At 63.8% G+C, this 14681-nt stretch carries 14 protein-coding genes; 1 reads left to right on the top strand and 13 read right to left on the bottom strand.

Annotated features, from left to right (window positions below):
- Positions 1-25 precede the first annotated feature (25 nt).
- On the top strand, positions 26-2455 hold the full coding sequence (gene hrpB / locus JLG71_RS23015) for an ATP-dependent helicase HrpB (protein WP_064358587.1): 2430 nt from the start codon (positions 26-28) through the stop codon (positions 2453-2455).
- Between the two features lie 362 nt (positions 2456-2817).
- Here hrpB and JLG71_RS23010 read toward each other — a convergent pair whose 3' ends face one another.
- From JLG71_RS23010 to gspC, 13 genes are read right to left on the bottom strand one after another with little or no spacing between them, the layout of a single operon-like run.
- Positions 2818-3615 carry a prepilin peptidase gene (locus tag JLG71_RS23010; RefSeq protein WP_200913839.1) on the bottom strand — a complete coding sequence of 266 codons (798 nt, stop codon included), beginning with the start codon at positions 3613-3615 and terminating at the stop codon, positions 2818-2820.
- Between the two features lie 2 nt (positions 3616-3617).
- The gene (locus tag JLG71_RS23005; RefSeq protein WP_064405742.1) at positions 3618-4376 is read right to left on the bottom strand and encodes a type II secretion system protein N; all 759 of its coding nucleotides are present in this window, start codon (positions 4374-4376) and stop codon (positions 3618-3620) included.
- Positions 4366-4851 (bottom strand): type II secretion system protein GspM, encoded by a 486-nt coding sequence (gspM, locus tag JLG71_RS23000; protein ID WP_025107362.1) that lies wholly within the window; start codon positions 4849-4851, stop codon positions 4366-4368. Before gspM ends, JLG71_RS23005 begins: the two co-directional genes overlap by 11 nt.
- Entirely contained in the window at positions 4844-6037 is a 1194-nt protein-coding gene (gspL, locus tag JLG71_RS22995) for a type II secretion system protein GspL (RefSeq protein WP_025107363.1), read from the bottom strand. Before gspL ends, gspM begins: the two co-directional genes overlap by 8 nt.
- Positions 6030-7010 (bottom strand): type II secretion system minor pseudopilin GspK, encoded by a 981-nt coding sequence (gene gspK, locus JLG71_RS22990; protein WP_048262360.1) that lies wholly within the window; start codon positions 7008-7010, stop codon positions 6030-6032. The genes gspL and gspK overlap by 8 nt, the downstream gene beginning before the upstream one ends.
- A complete protein-coding gene (gene gspJ, locus JLG71_RS22985) occupies positions 7007-7603 on the bottom strand; it encodes a type II secretion system minor pseudopilin GspJ (protein WP_048262357.1) in 597 nt (198 codons plus the stop codon). Before gspJ ends, gspK begins: the two co-directional genes overlap by 4 nt.
- Entirely contained in the window at positions 7600-7965 is a 366-nt protein-coding gene (gene gspI, locus JLG71_RS22980; RefSeq protein WP_048262356.1) for a type II secretion system minor pseudopilin GspI, read from the bottom strand. The genes gspJ and gspI overlap by 4 nt, the downstream gene beginning before the upstream one ends.
- Positions 7962-8474 (bottom strand): type II secretion system minor pseudopilin GspH, encoded by a 513-nt coding sequence (gspH, locus tag JLG71_RS22975; RefSeq protein WP_048262354.1) that lies wholly within the window; start codon positions 8472-8474, stop codon positions 7962-7964. Before gspH ends, gspI begins: the two co-directional genes overlap by 4 nt.
- On the bottom strand, positions 8474-8896 hold the full coding sequence (gene gspG / locus JLG71_RS22970) for a type II secretion system major pseudopilin GspG (protein ID WP_004098709.1): 423 nt from the start codon (positions 8894-8896) through the stop codon (positions 8474-8476). The genes gspH and gspG overlap by 1 nt, the downstream gene beginning before the upstream one ends.
- Positions 8897-8916: 20 nt before the next feature.
- Positions 8917-10122 carry a type II secretion system inner membrane protein GspF gene (gspF, locus tag JLG71_RS22965; RefSeq protein ID WP_200913838.1) on the bottom strand — a complete coding sequence of 402 codons (1206 nt, stop codon included), beginning with the start codon at positions 10120-10122 and terminating at the stop codon, positions 8917-8919.
- Position 10123: 1 nt separating this feature from the next.
- A complete protein-coding gene (gene gspE / locus JLG71_RS22960) occupies positions 10124-11617 on the bottom strand; it encodes a type II secretion system ATPase GspE (RefSeq protein WP_109240696.1) in 1494 nt (497 codons plus the stop codon).
- Positions 11614-13560: a GspD family T2SS secretin variant PulD gene (gene pulD / locus JLG71_RS22955; RefSeq protein ID WP_029946937.1), complete on the bottom strand. Its 1947-nt coding sequence runs from the start codon at positions 13558-13560 to the stop codon at positions 11614-11616. Before pulD ends, gspE begins: the two co-directional genes overlap by 4 nt.
- A 36-nt stretch (positions 13561-13596) precedes the next feature.
- Entirely contained in the window at positions 13597-14436 is an 840-nt protein-coding gene (gene gspC / locus JLG71_RS22950; protein ID WP_048262349.1) for a type II secretion system protein GspC, read from the bottom strand.
- Positions 14437-14681 lie beyond the last annotated feature (245 nt).

The raw sequence follows: 14681 nt of genomic DNA, 5'->3' as shown, positions 1-14681 counted from the left end.
CAAATGTTAACCTCCGGAGCGTTTCGTGTCCTCATTGCCGGTTGCCGCCGTCCTCCCTGAACTTCTCTCTGCCCTGCAGCATGCGCCGCAGGTTCTGCTTAATGCGCCAACCGGCGCCGGGAAATCCACCTGGCTGCCGCTGCAAATCCTCGCCGAAGGTAACATCAACGGACGCATAATCCTGCTGGAGCCGCGGCGGCTGGCCGCGCGTAACGTGGCGCAGCGGCTGGCGGAACTGCTGGGAGAGAAGCCCGGCGAGACCGTGGGCTATCGCATGCGCGCGGAGACCTGCGTCGGGCCGAACACGCGCCTCGAAGTGGTGACCGAAGGTATTTTAACGCGGATGATCCAGCGCGATCCGGAGCTGAGCGGCGTGGGGCTGGCGATCCTCGATGAATTCCACGAACGCAGCCTGCAGGCGGATCTGGCGCTGGCGCTGCTGCTCGACGTTCAGCAGGGACTGCGCGACGATCTCAAACTGCTGATTATGTCGGCGACGCTGGACAATGAACGCCTGCAGCGGCTGCTGCCGGAGGCGCCGGTTATCGTTTCCGAAGGGCGCGCGTTTCCGGTTGAGCGGCGTTTTCTGCCGCTGCCGGCCCATCAGCGCTTTGACGAGGCGGTGGCGGTGGCCGCCGCGGAGCTGCTGCGCAGCGAAAATGGCTCAATGCTGCTGTTTCTGCCCGGGGTGGGAGAGATTCAGCGCGTTCAGGAGCGGCTGGCGGAGCGGGTGGCGAGCGATGTGATCCTTTGCCCCCTGTACGGCGCGCTGCCGCTGAGCGAGCAGCGTAAGGCGATACTGCCCGCGCCCGCCGGGATGCGCAAAGTGGTGCTGGCGACCAATATCGCCGAGACCAGTCTGACCATCGAGGGGATTCGGCTGGTGGTGGATAGCGCCCAGGAGCGCGTCGCCCGCTTTGACGCCCGCACCGGGCTCACTCGCCTGGTGACGCAGCGCATCAGCCAGGCCTCAATGACCCAGCGCGCCGGACGCGCCGGGCGTCTGGAACCGGGGATCTGCCTGCATCTGCTGGCTAAAGAGCAGGCCGAGCGCGCGGCGGCGCAGGGCGACCCGGAAATTCTGCAAAGCGATCTGTCGTCGCTGCTGCTGGAGCTGCTGCAGTGGGGATGCCAGGACCCGGCCCAGCTCAGCTGGCTGGATCTGCCGCCTGCGACCAACCTGGCGGCGGCCCGGCGTCTGCTCACCGACCTTTCTGCGCTGGAAGGCGAGCGGCTGTCGGCGCACGGGCGCAAAATGGCGGCGTTGGGCAACGATCCGCGCCTGGCGGCGATGCTGACCGCGGCGGAGGATGCCGATAGCGCCGCCACGGCGGCTAAACTGGCGGCGATCCTTGAAGAGCCGCCGCGCGGCGGCAATAGCGATCTTAGCGCGGCGTTTGCCCGTCAGCAGGGTAACTGGCAGCAGCGGGCGCAGCAGCTGATGAAAAGGCTGGCGGTTCGCGGCGGTCAGCCCGATGCCGACAGCATCGCGGCGCTGCTGGCCTCCGCTTTTGCCGACCGTATCGCCCATCGTCGCGGCCAGGAGGGGCGCTACCAGCTGGCTAACGGGATGGGGGCGATGCTCGACGCCGACGATGCGCTGGGCCGCCACGAATGGTTGATTGCGCCGCTGCTGCTGCAGGGAAGCGCATCGCCGGACGCGCGGATCCTGCTGGCGCTGCCGGTCGATATTCACGCGTTGATTGAGCAGTGTCCGGCCCTGGCCCGGCGTTCCGATATCGTCGAGTGGGATGAGGCGTTAGGAACGCTGAAGGCCTGGCGGCGCACCTGTATCGGACGCCTGGTGATTAAGACCCAGCCGCTGGCGAAGCCGTCGGAGGAGGAGCTGCACCAGGCGATGCTCAACGGGATCCGCGAGAAGGGACTGAGCGTGCTCAGCTGGACGCCGGAGGCGGAGCAGCTGCGTCTGCGGCTACACTGCGCGGCGCGGTGGCTGCCGGAGGAGGCGTGGCCGGCCGTTGACGAGGCGTCGCTGCTGGCCTCGCTTGAACAGTGGCTGCTGCCGCAGATGGCGGGCGTCCATTCGCTGCGCGCCCTGAAGGCGCTGGACGTGCGTCAGGCGCTGCAAAACTGGCTGCCGTGGCCGCTGCGCCAGAAGCTGGACAGCGAGCTGCCCACGCACTATACGGTGCCGACCGGTAGCCGCATCGCCATTCGTTATCACGATGAAAACCCGCCGGCGCTGGCGGTGCGGATGCAGGAGATGTTTGGCGAGGCGACCACTCCGACTATCGCCCAGGGGCGCGTGCCGCTGGTGCTGGAGCTGCTTTCGCCGGCGCAGCGCCCGCTGCAGATCACCCGCGATTTAGGCGCCTTCTGGCAGGGGAGCTACCGCGAGGTGCAAAAAGAGATGAAAGGGCGCTATCCCAAGCACGTCTGGCCCGACGATCCGGCCAATACCGCCCCGACCCGGCGCACCAAAAAGTATTCGTAGCCGGAGAGTTCCCGGGTTGCGGCGTAAACGCCTTATCGGGGCTACCGGACCAGTACCGCCCGTAGCCCTGCTAAGCGCAGCGCGAGCAGGGGGGGGGCCCGGGTTGCGGCGTAAACGCCTTACCCGGGCTACCGGACCAACAGCACCCGTAGCCCCGCTAAGCGTAGCGCGAGCAGGGGATGTTTTCCCGGGTTGCGGCGTAAACGCCTTACCCGGGCTACCGGACCAACAGCACCCGTAGCCCTGCTAAGCGCAGCGCGAGCAGGGGATGTTTTCCCGGGTTGCGGCGTTAACGCCTTCCCCGGGCTACCGGACCAGTACCGCCAGTAGCCCTGCTAAGCGCAGCGCGAGCAGGGGATGTTTTATACCTGGCTCCACAAAAAGATGCCGCCGCCCGCCAGCGCCAGCCAGGGGCCGAAGGCCAGAGGTTGTTCGAGCGAACGACGGGTTACCAGGCGCTGCAGCAGCATCCAGACCAGACCGCTGGCGGAAGCCAGCAGCAGCGTCTGCGGCAGCGGCTGCCAGCCGAGCCACGCGCCGAGCGCTGCCAGCAGCTTGAAATCGCCGTAGCCCAGCGCCTCTTTACCGGTCAGCAGACGGAACACCCAGTACACCGACCACAGCGACAAATACCCGACCATCGCGCCAATGACCGCCTCCGCCAGCGGCGCGAAGGTATCGGAAAGATTGAACAGCAGCCCGGCCCACAGCAGCGGCAGCGTCAGCCTGTCAGGCAGCAGCTGCGTTTGCGCGTCGATGGCGGCGAGGATCAGCAGTACGGACACGAAAATTAGCCCGCCCAGCAGCGGCATGCCCGGAGCCATCAGGTACCCCGCGAGTACAAACAGCGCGCCGGTCGTCAGCTCCATCAGGGGATAGCGACGCGAGATCGGCTGCCCGCAGCAGCGCGCGCGCCCCCTGAGCCATAAAAAGCTCAGCAGCGGGATATTGTCCCGCCAGGCGATAGGCTGACGGCACTGCGGGCAGAACGACGCGGGGAGGCAGAGATTCACCCCCTCTGCGCGTTCCATCATCAGCGGTAAACGATGGATAACGACGTTAAAAAAGCTGCCGAACGCCAGTCCGGACAGGAATAAAAAGCCGCCCCAGATTGACGGGTATTGCGCGGCGAACTCGGGTAACAGCGCGATATTTTCCATCTCTATTTTTTCTCCCCGGAGCGCCACTGCCCCTGCCACTGCCACGGCGTGCGCCCCTGCTCATCTTTGCGGCCGTTTTGCGCGAGCAGCAGCGTCAGCAGCGCCGGAGCCGTCTGGCGGGTCTGCAGCGTACCGTTAAACGTATAGCGCCCGTTGGGCGTCAGAACGCCCTGTCCTGCGAGACTAAGCTGACGGGAGTCCTGGGTCAGGGCGACAGCCAGCGCGCCCGCCGGGGTACAGCTTAGTTTGCCGTTGACCTGGGCCAGTTCGAGCGACCCGGCGGGGGAGCTGAGAGCCGCGTCCCGCCACTGCACGGTGCCGGCGGTCATCTGTCGGCAACCGCCGGCGTTAAAGCGGGCCTCGGGCAGCGTCAGCACAACCTGACCGCGGGCCTCCAGCGGTATGCCGGATGCTAACCGCTGGCCGATCGTCCGGGCCGGCGCCGCGAGTCGTCCCTCGCGCACCACAACGTCGTTCAGACCGTGCAGCCAGGCCTGGCCGCGCAGGCCGGAGGGGTCGTTAAACGCGATATGCCAGCCGGGAAGCCACGACGAAAAGCCAAACTCCCAGCGTAAATGGGCGATGTCAAAACCGCGCCAGCTGGCCTGACGGGCTTCTCCTTGCCACAGGGTGCCCGTGGTTTCGCCGAGCCGCGCGCCGTCCGGTAGCGCCAGAGTAAGCAGCCGCGCCGGCGCGCTAAACAGCAGCCAGAAGAGATAGACCGCCGCCAGCAGCAGGGCGATAGTGAGTTTATTTTTCATCGCTGCGCTCCAGCACCAGCGTATTAATCGTCACCCAACCGGGCTGCTGCGCCACGGCGGTCACCGCCAGGGTGGCGGTGGTCATCCCCGCCTGCCCCAGCGCGTCCAGCCATGCCATCAGCGCCTGGAAATCGGCGGGCTGCACGGTAAGGCTCAGGCGGGAGCCCTGCGGCTGCAGGCGAACGATAGCGATACCGTGGCGGCCGGCTTCGCGCATAATCACCGTAGAGGGTTCTTCCGGCGCGGCAGAAGGTTTCCGCTGGTTAAGCTGCTGGAGAAGCGGGGTCTGCTGGCGCATCCACCGCAGGCTGGACTGCTCCCTGGCCAGCGTTTGCCGCCACTGCGCCTCGCGATTTTGCCAGGGCTGCCAGAAGGCGTAATAAATCAGGCCAATAAGCAGCATGACGCCCATCCCCAGCAGCAAATGCCGTTCGCGGCGCGTACGCTGTTGCCATAAGGCGAGCAGGTTATCCATCGTTCCCCTCCAGCGTCAGACGCCCTTCAATACCGTCGGCGCGCGGCTTCATCTCGCCGGTCTGCACGCGAAACCCCGCCCGCGTCCGCTGGCTGAACTGCTCCAGAGCCTGCGATGAGACGGCGGATATCTCCAGCTGCAGCGCGTTGCGCGCGGCGTCAAAGCTCAGGGCGCGCAGACGAATGCCCGGCGTTTCGGCGATGATTTGCTGCAGGGCGCCGAGCCGTGAGATGAGCGCCGGCCGGGCGCTCACGCTTTCCAGACGGCGCAGATGCTGCTGCATTTGCAGGCGTGGATTGACGAGATTTTTTTCCGCTTTGAACCACTGGCGGTAAAAATCACGGCTGGCCTGCACGGCGGCGTCGGCCTGACGCGCCAGGGCGAGATGGTCGTGGAGGCGATTTCCGCTCCACAGCAGCAGTAGCGCCAGGGTTGCGACAATCGCCGGCCGCCAGCGTCGGGGCGTCGGCGGCCGGCGTTTCGCGGCAAAATTGCCCTGGCGTAAGCAGATTTTGCGCGCCTGCGGGTTGCTCGCCGCCAGCGCCAGCAAATCCTGCGCCGGGCGAGGCTGCCACGGCGCGGCGATATCCGGCGGTGGCGAGTAGCAGGCGATGGGCGCGAGGTCAGGCCAGTGAACCAGCAGTTCGTCGAGCCATGGGGTTTCCACCGCCATACCGCTGCACGTCTCGCAGCGAAACAGCCACTGTTCGCCGCAGCGTACGGCGCTCCAGCCGGTCGGGTTCTGCGGCAGGGCAAGGGCATCCGGCGTCAGGGCCAGCACGTTCAGTCCGAGCCCCTCGCACCAGGCCTGCCATGCGCGCATCTTCTCCCGCCCGACCACCGCCACGGCACAGTCGCTTTTATCCCGGTGGAGCAGGGCAAAATGGCTTTCTTCGATCTCCGTTGCCAGCTGTTCTTCGAGTAAAAACGCCAGCGCCTGCTGCGCATTTCGGCGCGCGCCGGCGGGCAGGGTAACGCGATGAAACGCGCAGTCGCTGGCGGGCACCAGCACCCAGGCCGGATGACGCTGCGCCAGCAGGCTGAGCGTCGGGTCGCCAGCGTCAGGATGCCACTCGCCAGTCTGCGCCGCGTCGCCCGGCGCGGCCAGCCGCCATATCGCCGTCGCGGCATCGGGATTGAGGCGAATAATCAGCACGGCGGCGGAAAAAGTATGGTGGTTATTCATCGGCTACCCAATAGATTCCGTAGCGCCGCTGGACGACGCTGAAGGTTCGCCCCTGCTTTTGCAGGAGACTGCGTTGCTGATAGCGGGCGCTGCCCATCACCACGCTGAAGGTGGCGATAAAGCGCTCGCTGTGCACCGCCAGCCACGGACGCGCGGCGGCGGTATCGGTTTTTTGTAATAGCGGCTGCGACAGGAAGGCGGCGACGCTGCTCCAGCCGGTGGCCGCGCGGGCCTGCAGCAGCTGCCGGGCTTCGGCGAGGGTGAGTTCAGCGGGGAAGAGCGCCGCCAGCAGCGCGGCCTGAGCGGGCTGCAGGGTATTGACGTTTACCTGCAGCGTCTCGTCCGCCAGGGCGCAGACGTAGGGCAGCAGACGCTGATAGAGCGTGGCGTCCATCCCGGCCAGCAGACGCAGTTCGCTGACGTCCTGCAGCGGCTGATTGCCGGTCAGATAGCCGGGGGATTGCGCCATATAGACTTCGTCTTCCGCGCCGTTCAGCAGCGCCTGGCGATCGCTATCCACCCAGTCGCGCAGGGCGGCGGTCAGATGTAAGGCGCGCAGCGGCTCGCTGCCGAGGTTTTCCAGCAATCGGGTAAAAACCTGCGCGGGATAAGGGATTTCAACGCTTTCGTCGCCGCTGAGCTGGTTAATGGCGTTGAGGTTGAAGCAGGCCTGAGCGTCGGTAATCGTGGCGTAGATCTCGCCATCATTGACCGCAAATCGACGCCCCCGCTGGGCCCAGTTCTGCGCCAGATGGGTCTGGTTCGGCGAGTCGAGCGCGTCGCGTTGCAGCAGCGCCGCCGCCAGGGTTTCCGCCCCCAGCGCGTACCATTTAGCCTGCAGGTTATCGAGGGTAGTGGCGGTTTGCTGATACATCCGCGCGCTGCGTTCGGTCATGGCGCTCGCCAGCACCATCATCAGAGCGAGGATCAGCAGCACCATAAGCAGGGCGACGCCGCGCTGGCGGGTATTCATTGGCTGCCTCCCGGCGTAAGCAGAAACAGCCGGCGGATCTCGCCGGACTGCTCCAGCGTCAGGGTGACTTCCAGCCCCTGCGGCAGCGTCTGCGTCTGCTGCCATTCATCCTGCCAGCGGCCGCTGGCGTAAAAGCGCAGGCGAAACGCCTGCACGTTGCGCTGCATAACGGTCACCGTGGGCAGACTACCGGGCAGCGGGTCCTGCTGGTCGTAGCTCAGACGCTCCAGCCGATCCCCGCGCAGGCGGTAGCTGACGTTCTGAATTTCCGAGCGCGGCAGGATCCCCAAAGGATTGGGCCAGCCGTTGCGGCTAAAGGCGATCGCCCAGTCGTCGCTGCCGAGCTGAAAACGTCCGGCAAAAAAGAGGCCCGCGCTGTCGCGGCTGCGGCGGGGAATGATTTGGCTAAAGTCCGCTGCCATCTGGCTGAACGTTAGCTGTAACGCCTGCATGCGCCCGCCCTTATCGCGGGTGAGCGTATCGGCGCGCATCACGTTTTGCAGCACCGTGACCGCAGCGACGCTGAGCGCGGCGAGGATAGCCAGCGCCAGCAGCATTTCGATGAGGGTAAATCCGCGAGCGCGCTGGATCATGGCGGCGTCACGTAGGTGCGCAGCGAAGAGACGGGCATTTTATCGCTTTTGGCGCGGCGGACTTCAACGTCCAGCGCCCGCAGCTGCGGCAGGTCGGTCTCCACCCCCTGCCAGCGAATGTGCCAGCTGACGCCCGCCGCCTGCACCATAGTTTCCGACCAGCTCAGCGCGGGCCAGCGATTTTCCAGCCGGAGCTGCACCAGCTGATTATCCGCCAGCCAGCCGGCCAGGGTTTTCTCCTCCATACGACCCAGCTGGCGGGTTTGCTGGAGCGTGGCCTGCATCACCGCCAGCCCGGCGAGGGCGAAGACCGCCAGGGCGACCATCACTTCAATCAGCGTCATACCGGCCTGCTTTTTCATGGCGCCTCCTGCGGTTCGGGCAGGCTTTCGCCGCGCGCATTAAACGCGATACCCGGTCCCTCGCCGACGGTCAACCGGAACGGCGTCATCTCACCGCCGGGAAAGATCAGCACATCGGGATTGTCGCCCGGCGTCCAGGCCTCGCCCTGCGGAAAAGTGAGATGCAGCGTGTTCCCGGCGACGCTGCCCGAGGTGGCGACGCGTCCGGCGCGCAGGGGGAGCCAGCGATAGCCGTTCCAGTCGTCGCCGACCGGGGGCGGGTCGTTGCTTTCGCGGGGCTGTAAGACCAGAAACTGCCAGCGATCGGGATGCACCGAGGCGCCAAAAAACTGGCCGGTTTGCAGCCCTCGCTGCTGGACAAAGCGCAGCTGCGCCTCAAAGCGCGCCAGCGCCTGCGCCGCGCTATCGTCGCGCGAGGCGGGGAAGGCCAGCATCACCATGCCCGCGCTGACGCCGATCAGCAGCAAAATGAGCATCATCTCCAGCAACGTAAAGCCGCGCTGTCGCACTATTTCTTCCCGATTGTCCAGTTGCCGATATCGTCATTGCTCTCCGGTACGCCGTCCGGCCCGAGGCTGAAAATATCCACCTGTCCGTGCTGGCCGGGGCTCAGCAGCTGGTAATCGCTGCCCCAGGGATCCTGCGGCAGACGGCGAATATAGCCGCCTTCAGGATAGTTGCGCGCGTGCGGCTCGGCCGATGGCGCGCTGACCAGCGCCTGCAGCCCCTGCTCGGTGGTGGGATAGCGGCTGTTATCCAGTTTGTACATGTCCAGCGCCCCCTCGAGCGCCACAAGATCGCTGACCACTTTTTGCCGGTCGGCCTTTTCCTTGTTGCCCATCAGGTTGGGCACCACGAGGCTGGCGAGCACGCCGAGGATAACAATCACCACCATGATTTCCAGTAAGGTGAATCCGCGCTGTCGTTGCATATTTTTCTCCATTAGAACAATTACATACTCATCAGGGTATTGAGCTGCAGTATCGGTTGCAGGATGGCGAGGACGATAAACAGCACCATGCCGGCCATCGCCACCACCAGCAGAGGTTCAAACAGGCTGAGGGCCAGCTGAATTTGCGCGCTCAGATCCCGGTCCTGGTTATCCGCCGCGCGCTCCAGCATGCCGTTGAGCTCGCCGCTCTGTTCGCCGCTGGCGACCATGTAGCGCATCATCGGCGGGAACAGCTGGGTCATTTCGAGCGCGCGATGCAGGCTGACGCCTTCGCGAACCGCGTCGCTGGCGGCTTCCAGCTGGCGCTTCGCCCAGGCGTTGCTTAATACTTCCGCGCTGATGCGCATCGCCAGCAGCAGCGGAACGGCGCTGGCGTTGAGAATGCTCAGGGTGCGGGCGTAGCGGGCGCTGTTAACGCTGCGCGCGACCCGGCCAATCAGCGGCAGGCGCAGCAGCAGCCTGTGCCAGGCCAGCCGCTTTGCCGGCTGCCGCAGCAGGTAGCGCAGCAGCAGAGCGATGAGCATGGCGGCCAGCAGCAGCCACGGACCGGCGGCGCGCAGCACATCGCTCATCGCCATCAGCAGGCGGGTGGAAAACGGCAGCGCCTGCTTAAGGTGGATAAACTGCTCGACAACCTTCGGCACCACCGTCGACAGCAGAATGACGATCACGCTGACCGCCACCAGGGTCAGCACGATGGGGTAAATCATCGCCTGCAGCAGCCGGGCGCGCAGCTGCTGGCGCTGTTCGGTATAGTCCGCCAGCCGATTCAGCACGCCGTCGAGGTGGCCGGAGGCTTCTCCGGCGGCGACCATCGCGCAGTAGAGCGCGTCGAAGCAGCCCGGGTAGCCGCGCATCGCTTCCGCCAGCGAATGGCCTTCCAGCACTTTGCCGCGCACGCCGGCAATCAGGGTTTTCAGCTGGTTTTTTTCACACTGCTGGGCCACCGCGTCGAGCGCTTTTTCCAGCGGGATGGCGGCGGCGACCAGCGTCGCCAGCTGGCGGGTAACGAGGGCGAGATCGCGGGCGTTGGTGCGGCGAATAAAGCGCAGTTGCCCGCCGCTGCCGGCTGCCGGGGCGATGTCCAGCGCCAGCCAGCCCTTTTCCCTCAGCAGCTGGCGAGCGTGGCGGGCGGAGTCCGCCTGCTGGACGCCGCGCCGGGTTTTACCGTTTTCATCAACAGCCTGATAGCGAAAAAGCGCCATGTCACGAGGCCTCCGCGATCTGCTGTTCGCTAACCCGCAGCACCTCTTGCCAGCTGGTGATCCCCGCCAGCGCCTTGTCCCGGCCGGCGTGGCGCAGGGTGATATAGTCCGCCCCCAGCTGCTGGATCAGCGTCACCTCGTTTTCGCCGCGGTGGATTGCCATACGCACGCGATCGTCCACCAGCAGCAGTTCGTGAATGCCGGTACGTCCGCGATAGCCGGTAAAGCCGCACTCGGCGCAGCCCCGGGGCTGCCAGAGCGCCGTGCCGGGAGCGATCTCCATCTGGCGGGCGGTGTCGGCATTGGCCGGTTCCTGCTGGCGACAGAGCGGGCAGAGCCGGCGCACCAGCCGCTGCGACATCACCGCCAGCAGCGAGGTGGAGAGCAGAAAAGGCTCCACGCCCATATCCTGCAGGCGCGAGATGGCGCCCAGCGCGCTGTTGGTGTGCAGCGTTGAGAGCACCAGATGGCCGGTTAGCGAGGCCTGAACGGCGATCTGCGCCGTTTCGCCGTCGCGAATTTCGCCCACCAGCACAACGTCAGGGTCCTGGCGCAAAATGGCGCGCAGCCCGCGGGCAAAGGTCATATCGACTTTCGCGTTAACCTGGGTCTGACCGATGCCCTCCAGCTCATATTCGATAGGATCTTCAATGGTCATGATGTTGCGCTCGCGGGCATCGAGGCGGCTCAGCGCGGCGTAGAGGGTGGTGCTTTTTCCCGAACCGGTCGGCCCGGTCACCAGCACGATGCCGTGCGGGCGGGCGATCAGTCCATCCACCTGCTGAAGCAGCGCGGGCGACATGCCGAGGGTCAGCAGGTCGAGATTGACGCTGTTTTTATCGAGCAGACGCAGCACCACGCGTTCGCCGTAGCTCGACGGCAGGGTGGAGACGCGCACGTCGACGGCGCGTCCACCAATGCGCAGCGCCATGCGACCGTCCTGAGGAATGCGCTTTTCGGCGATATCAAGGCTCGCCATCACCTTAATGCGCGAGATCAGCAGCGCGGCGAGGCGGCGCTGGGGGCGCAGAATTTCGCGCAGTACGCCGTCGACGCGAAAGCGAATTTGCAGGTGGCGTTCATAGGTTTCGATATGAATATCCGACGCTTTCTCTTTGATAGCCTCGGTGAGCATAGCGTTAATCAGGCGGATAATCGGCGCGTCGTCTTCGCTATCCAGCAGGTCGTCGGTGTCCGGCAGCTCTTCGGCAAGGGTGTACAGATCCAGCTCGTTGCCGATATCCGCCATCATGCGCCGGGCCTCGGCGGAGTCGCGCTGATAGCTCAGCACCAGCAGCTTTTCGAACGCCTCCGCTTCCAGTCGCTCGAGGCTGAACGGCATCCCGGCCACCCTGCGGGCTTCCAGCAGCGCCTGCGGCGCGGTGGCGGCGAGGCAGAAAACCTCGCAGCTTTCGCCGTTGCTCAGGAGCATCACGTTGTGCGCGCGGGCGTAGCCGAAGGGGAGCAGCGGGCGTCGTTCAGCGGCGGGGGTCATAGATTGCCTCCCAGATTGAAGGCGTCGATGGCGGCGCTGACCTGGCGGAACGCGGCGGTATCCTGGCGCGGGTAGATCTCCAGCAGATCGTTACTCAGCATCGCGTCGTTGTTCTCTTTGCCGCGCTGTTTGCTCTGGGCGTCGTTAAACGCGGTGTACTGCCCGGATGAAGCCTGACGGTACTCGTCGCGGTCGCGGATCACCGTCGGGCGGATAAACAGCATCAGGTTGCGCTTGGAGACCTTTTTGCTGGTGGAGCGGAACAGCGCGCCAATCACCGGGATATCGCCGAGCAGAGGGACTTTGTCGGCGGTGTCGGAGACGCTTTTATCCAGCAGTCCGCCGACGACCACCGTTTCGCCGCTGCCGACCAGCACGGCGTTATTGACCGTACGGGTATTGAAGGTCGCGCCGAGATCCGAGCTGGTGCTGGAGGCGGCGTCCGCCACGCTGGAGACCTCCTGTTCGATCTCCAGCAGAACCGAATCGCCTTCGTTGATCTGCGGCTTCACTTTTAGCTTGATGCCGACGGTTTTGCGCTCGACGGTATTGAAGATGTTATCGCCGGAGGTAGTTTGCGAGCCGGTCAGCACCGGGACCTCCTGGCCGACGTTAAAGGTGGCTTCCATGTTGTCGAGGGTGACGATACTCGGCGTCGCGAGAATATCGTTCTTGGTGCTGCTGGAGAGGGCGGTGAGCAGCATGGCCCAGTTGCCCTGGTAGAAGCCGGCGGCAATGCCGTTGAAGGAGCTTAAGGCGCTGGCCAGCGAGCTGCTGACGGTGCCGTCTTTATTGTACTGGTTGGCCCCGGCGATAGCCGTAGATATTGGCAGACCGCTGTTGGTGAACTGGGTCATCCCGGCGTTTTTATTGGCCCACTGGATGCCGAGGTTCAGACCGTCAGCGTCCTGCACTTCGGCGATAATCGCTTCGACCAGTACCTGCGGGCGGCGGATATCCAGCTGGGCGATCACCCGCTCCAGATCGTTCATTACGTCCGGGGCGGCGGTGACAATCAGGGCGTTGGTCTGACCGTGCGCTTTGATAATGATATTTTTATCCAGCGCCGCCACCGGCTTCGCGGCCTGCTTTTCGCTCTGCATCGTGCTGCTGATGCCGGTCAGCACTTCCACCAGGTCGGAGGCTTTGGCGTATTTCAGGTAGATCACTTTGGTATTGCCCTGGGTCGCCTGCTGGCGGTCGAGCTGCTTAATCATGGCGATGATCCGCTGGCGGGAGTTCGGCTCGCCGCTGACCAGCACCGCGTTGGTGCGTTCATCGGCCACCACGTTGGCGACCATTGAGCCGGGCAGCGCCGATTTGCTGGTGTCTTTGTTGAGTTCGGTCACCAGCTTGACCACATCGGCGGCGGAGGCCCAGGCGAGGGGAACGGTCACCACGCTGCGGTCTCCGGCGTTATCGACGCGTTCGACGATGGTTAGCAGGCGCTTGATGACCGCCGCGCGGCCGGTCATCAGCAGGACGTTGGAGGGTTCATAGTGCACCACGCTGCCCGCGCCGGCGTTATCGTTAAGCTGGCGCAGCAGCGGCGCCAGATCGCGGGCCGCGACGTTGGTCAGGGGCACGACGCGGGTGACGACTTCATCGCCAATGCCCGGCGCGGCATCGCTCGCCACCGGCACCGCGGCGGTTTTCGCATCCTTCGAACGAACGACTTTCAGGACGCCGTTATTCATATTAATCACCGCGAAGCCATAGACATCGAGGACGCTGAGGAAGAATTGATAATATTGCTCTTCGTTGAGCATATCGTAGCTGCGCACGGTAATGGTGCCGCGTACGCTGGGATCGATAATGACCGTTTTATTCAGGTTTTTACTCACCGTATTGATAAATTCCTGAATATCGGTGCCCTTAAAGCTGGCGGAAAACTCTTCCGCCGCGGCCGGTTTGAATAACAGCGCGGCGAATACCAGCAGCATCAGGGAAAATGGGCGAATGACGTTGGCGATGATCAATTATTCATCCCTCAGGGCTAGATAAATATCTTGTTTCTGGCCGTCGCGTTCAACGGTAAGAGTTATTTCAGTTAATTCCGGTAGCTGGGCTAATGCCTGGCGGGACTGTTCTTTATCGCGAAGATCCAGGCCGTTCAGGGCTATCGCCAGATCGTTTTCCTTGAGACCCGCCTGGCGAAATAGCGCCGGGTCTTTGCCCGAATTCAGACGATATCCGCTGAGCTTGTCGTTAACCATGACCGGCGAAATATTGAGGTAATGAAGAATATTTTGCGGCTGCGCGCGGAGCTCCTGCGCCAATTGGCGGGCTGGCGGCGCGGCGCTATTTTTGCCGGCGGCAGGCGGGTCGTTAAACAGCGGGATAGCCTCATTTCTGCCGCGGTAATTAACAATCAGGCGGTCGGGGAAAATAGCGACGATTTTCGCCTCTCCGCCCGGCGTACTATCGCCAATCTCGAGGCTAACCTGTTGATTCCCTTTCATCATGATGGCGATGGCGCGAGAGGGATCGGTGCTGGCGAGCAGGCCGGTAACGCGCAGTTTGAGCGCCGATACGGGCGCCTGGTCGAGGTTGCCGCCGTGCGCGGAGGCGGAGGTTTTCTCCGCAAGGCCAAACAGCGTAAAGCGCGGCAGCGCCGTTTCCGGGGAGGGGGTTGCGGGCGCCGTCATATCGGCAGGGCTCAATGCGTTATCCGTAAAGTTTACCGGGAGAATTATTTTCCAGGTTAATTGGGCGAGCTGCTGGCAGATAAAAAATAATATGATGGACGTCACAATATGAGGCGCGTAATTAATTATTTTTTTATTTGATATTGTTAATCTCATCACGGAATTATGCATTTTTATTCCTTTGCTCATTCTATTTCCCTCAGCAAAAGGTACCGCCCTACCGATATTGGTGGGGCATTTTTTATTGTGAGCGTGCTTATTGCGGGAATCTGCGTAGGTCGCTGCGAATCATAAAGAGTTTGGCTATTGCGGTCGTCATTCCCTTTTTATTTTTTCTCCTCCGGCCGCCTACGCCCCCACGTAATGAGCGAATGGATGATTGAACCGGAGAGAGCAAGAATATCTAATTATCGGCG

The organism is Klebsiella michiganensis (genome assembly GCF_015139575.1).
GTDB lineage: Bacteria > Pseudomonadota > Gammaproteobacteria > Enterobacterales > Enterobacteriaceae > Klebsiella > Klebsiella michiganensis.
This window is presented reverse-complemented; position numbering and strand designations above follow the sequence as displayed.

Coding starts and splice junctions, on each gene's coding strand:
- JLG71_RS23010 (WP_200913839.1), bottom strand. CDS start 3,615: ATGGAAAATATCGCGCTGTTACCCGAGTTCGCCGCGCAATACCCGTCA.
- JLG71_RS23005 (WP_064405742.1), bottom strand. CDS start 4,376: ATGAAAAATAAACTCACTATCGCCCTGCTGCTGGCGGCGGTCTATCTC.
- gspM (WP_025107362.1), bottom strand. CDS start 4,851: ATGGATAACCTGCTCGCCTTATGGCAACAGCGTACGCGCCGCGAACGG.
- gspL (WP_025107363.1), bottom strand. CDS start 6,037: ATGAATAACCACCATACTTTTTCCGCCGCCGTGCTGATTATTCGCCTC.
- gspK (WP_048262360.1), bottom strand. CDS start 7,010: ATGAATACCCGCCAGCGCGGCGTCGCCCTGCTTATGGTGCTGCTGATC.
- gspJ (WP_048262357.1), bottom strand. CDS start 7,603: ATGATCCAGCGCGCTCGCGGATTTACCCTCATCGAAATGCTGCTGGCG.
- gspI (WP_048262356.1), bottom strand. CDS start 7,965: ATGAAAAAGCAGGCCGGTATGACGCTGATTGAAGTGATGGTCGCCCTG.
- gspG (WP_004098709.1), bottom strand. CDS start 8,896: ATGCAACGACAGCGCGGATTCACCTTACTGGAAATCATGGTGGTGATT.
- gspF (WP_200913838.1), bottom strand. CDS start 10,122: ATGGCGCTTTTTCGCTATCAGGCTGTTGATGAAAACGGTAAAACCCGG.
- gspE (WP_109240696.1), bottom strand. CDS start 11,617: ATGACCCCCGCCGCTGAACGACGCCCGCTGCTCCCCTTCGGCTACGCC.
- pulD (WP_029946937.1), bottom strand. CDS start 13,560: ATGCTGCTGGTATTCGCCGCGCTGTTATTCAAACCGGCCGCGGCGGAA.
- gspC (WP_048262349.1), bottom strand. CDS start 14,436: ATGCATAATTCCGTGATGAGATTAACAATATCAAATAAAAAAATAATT.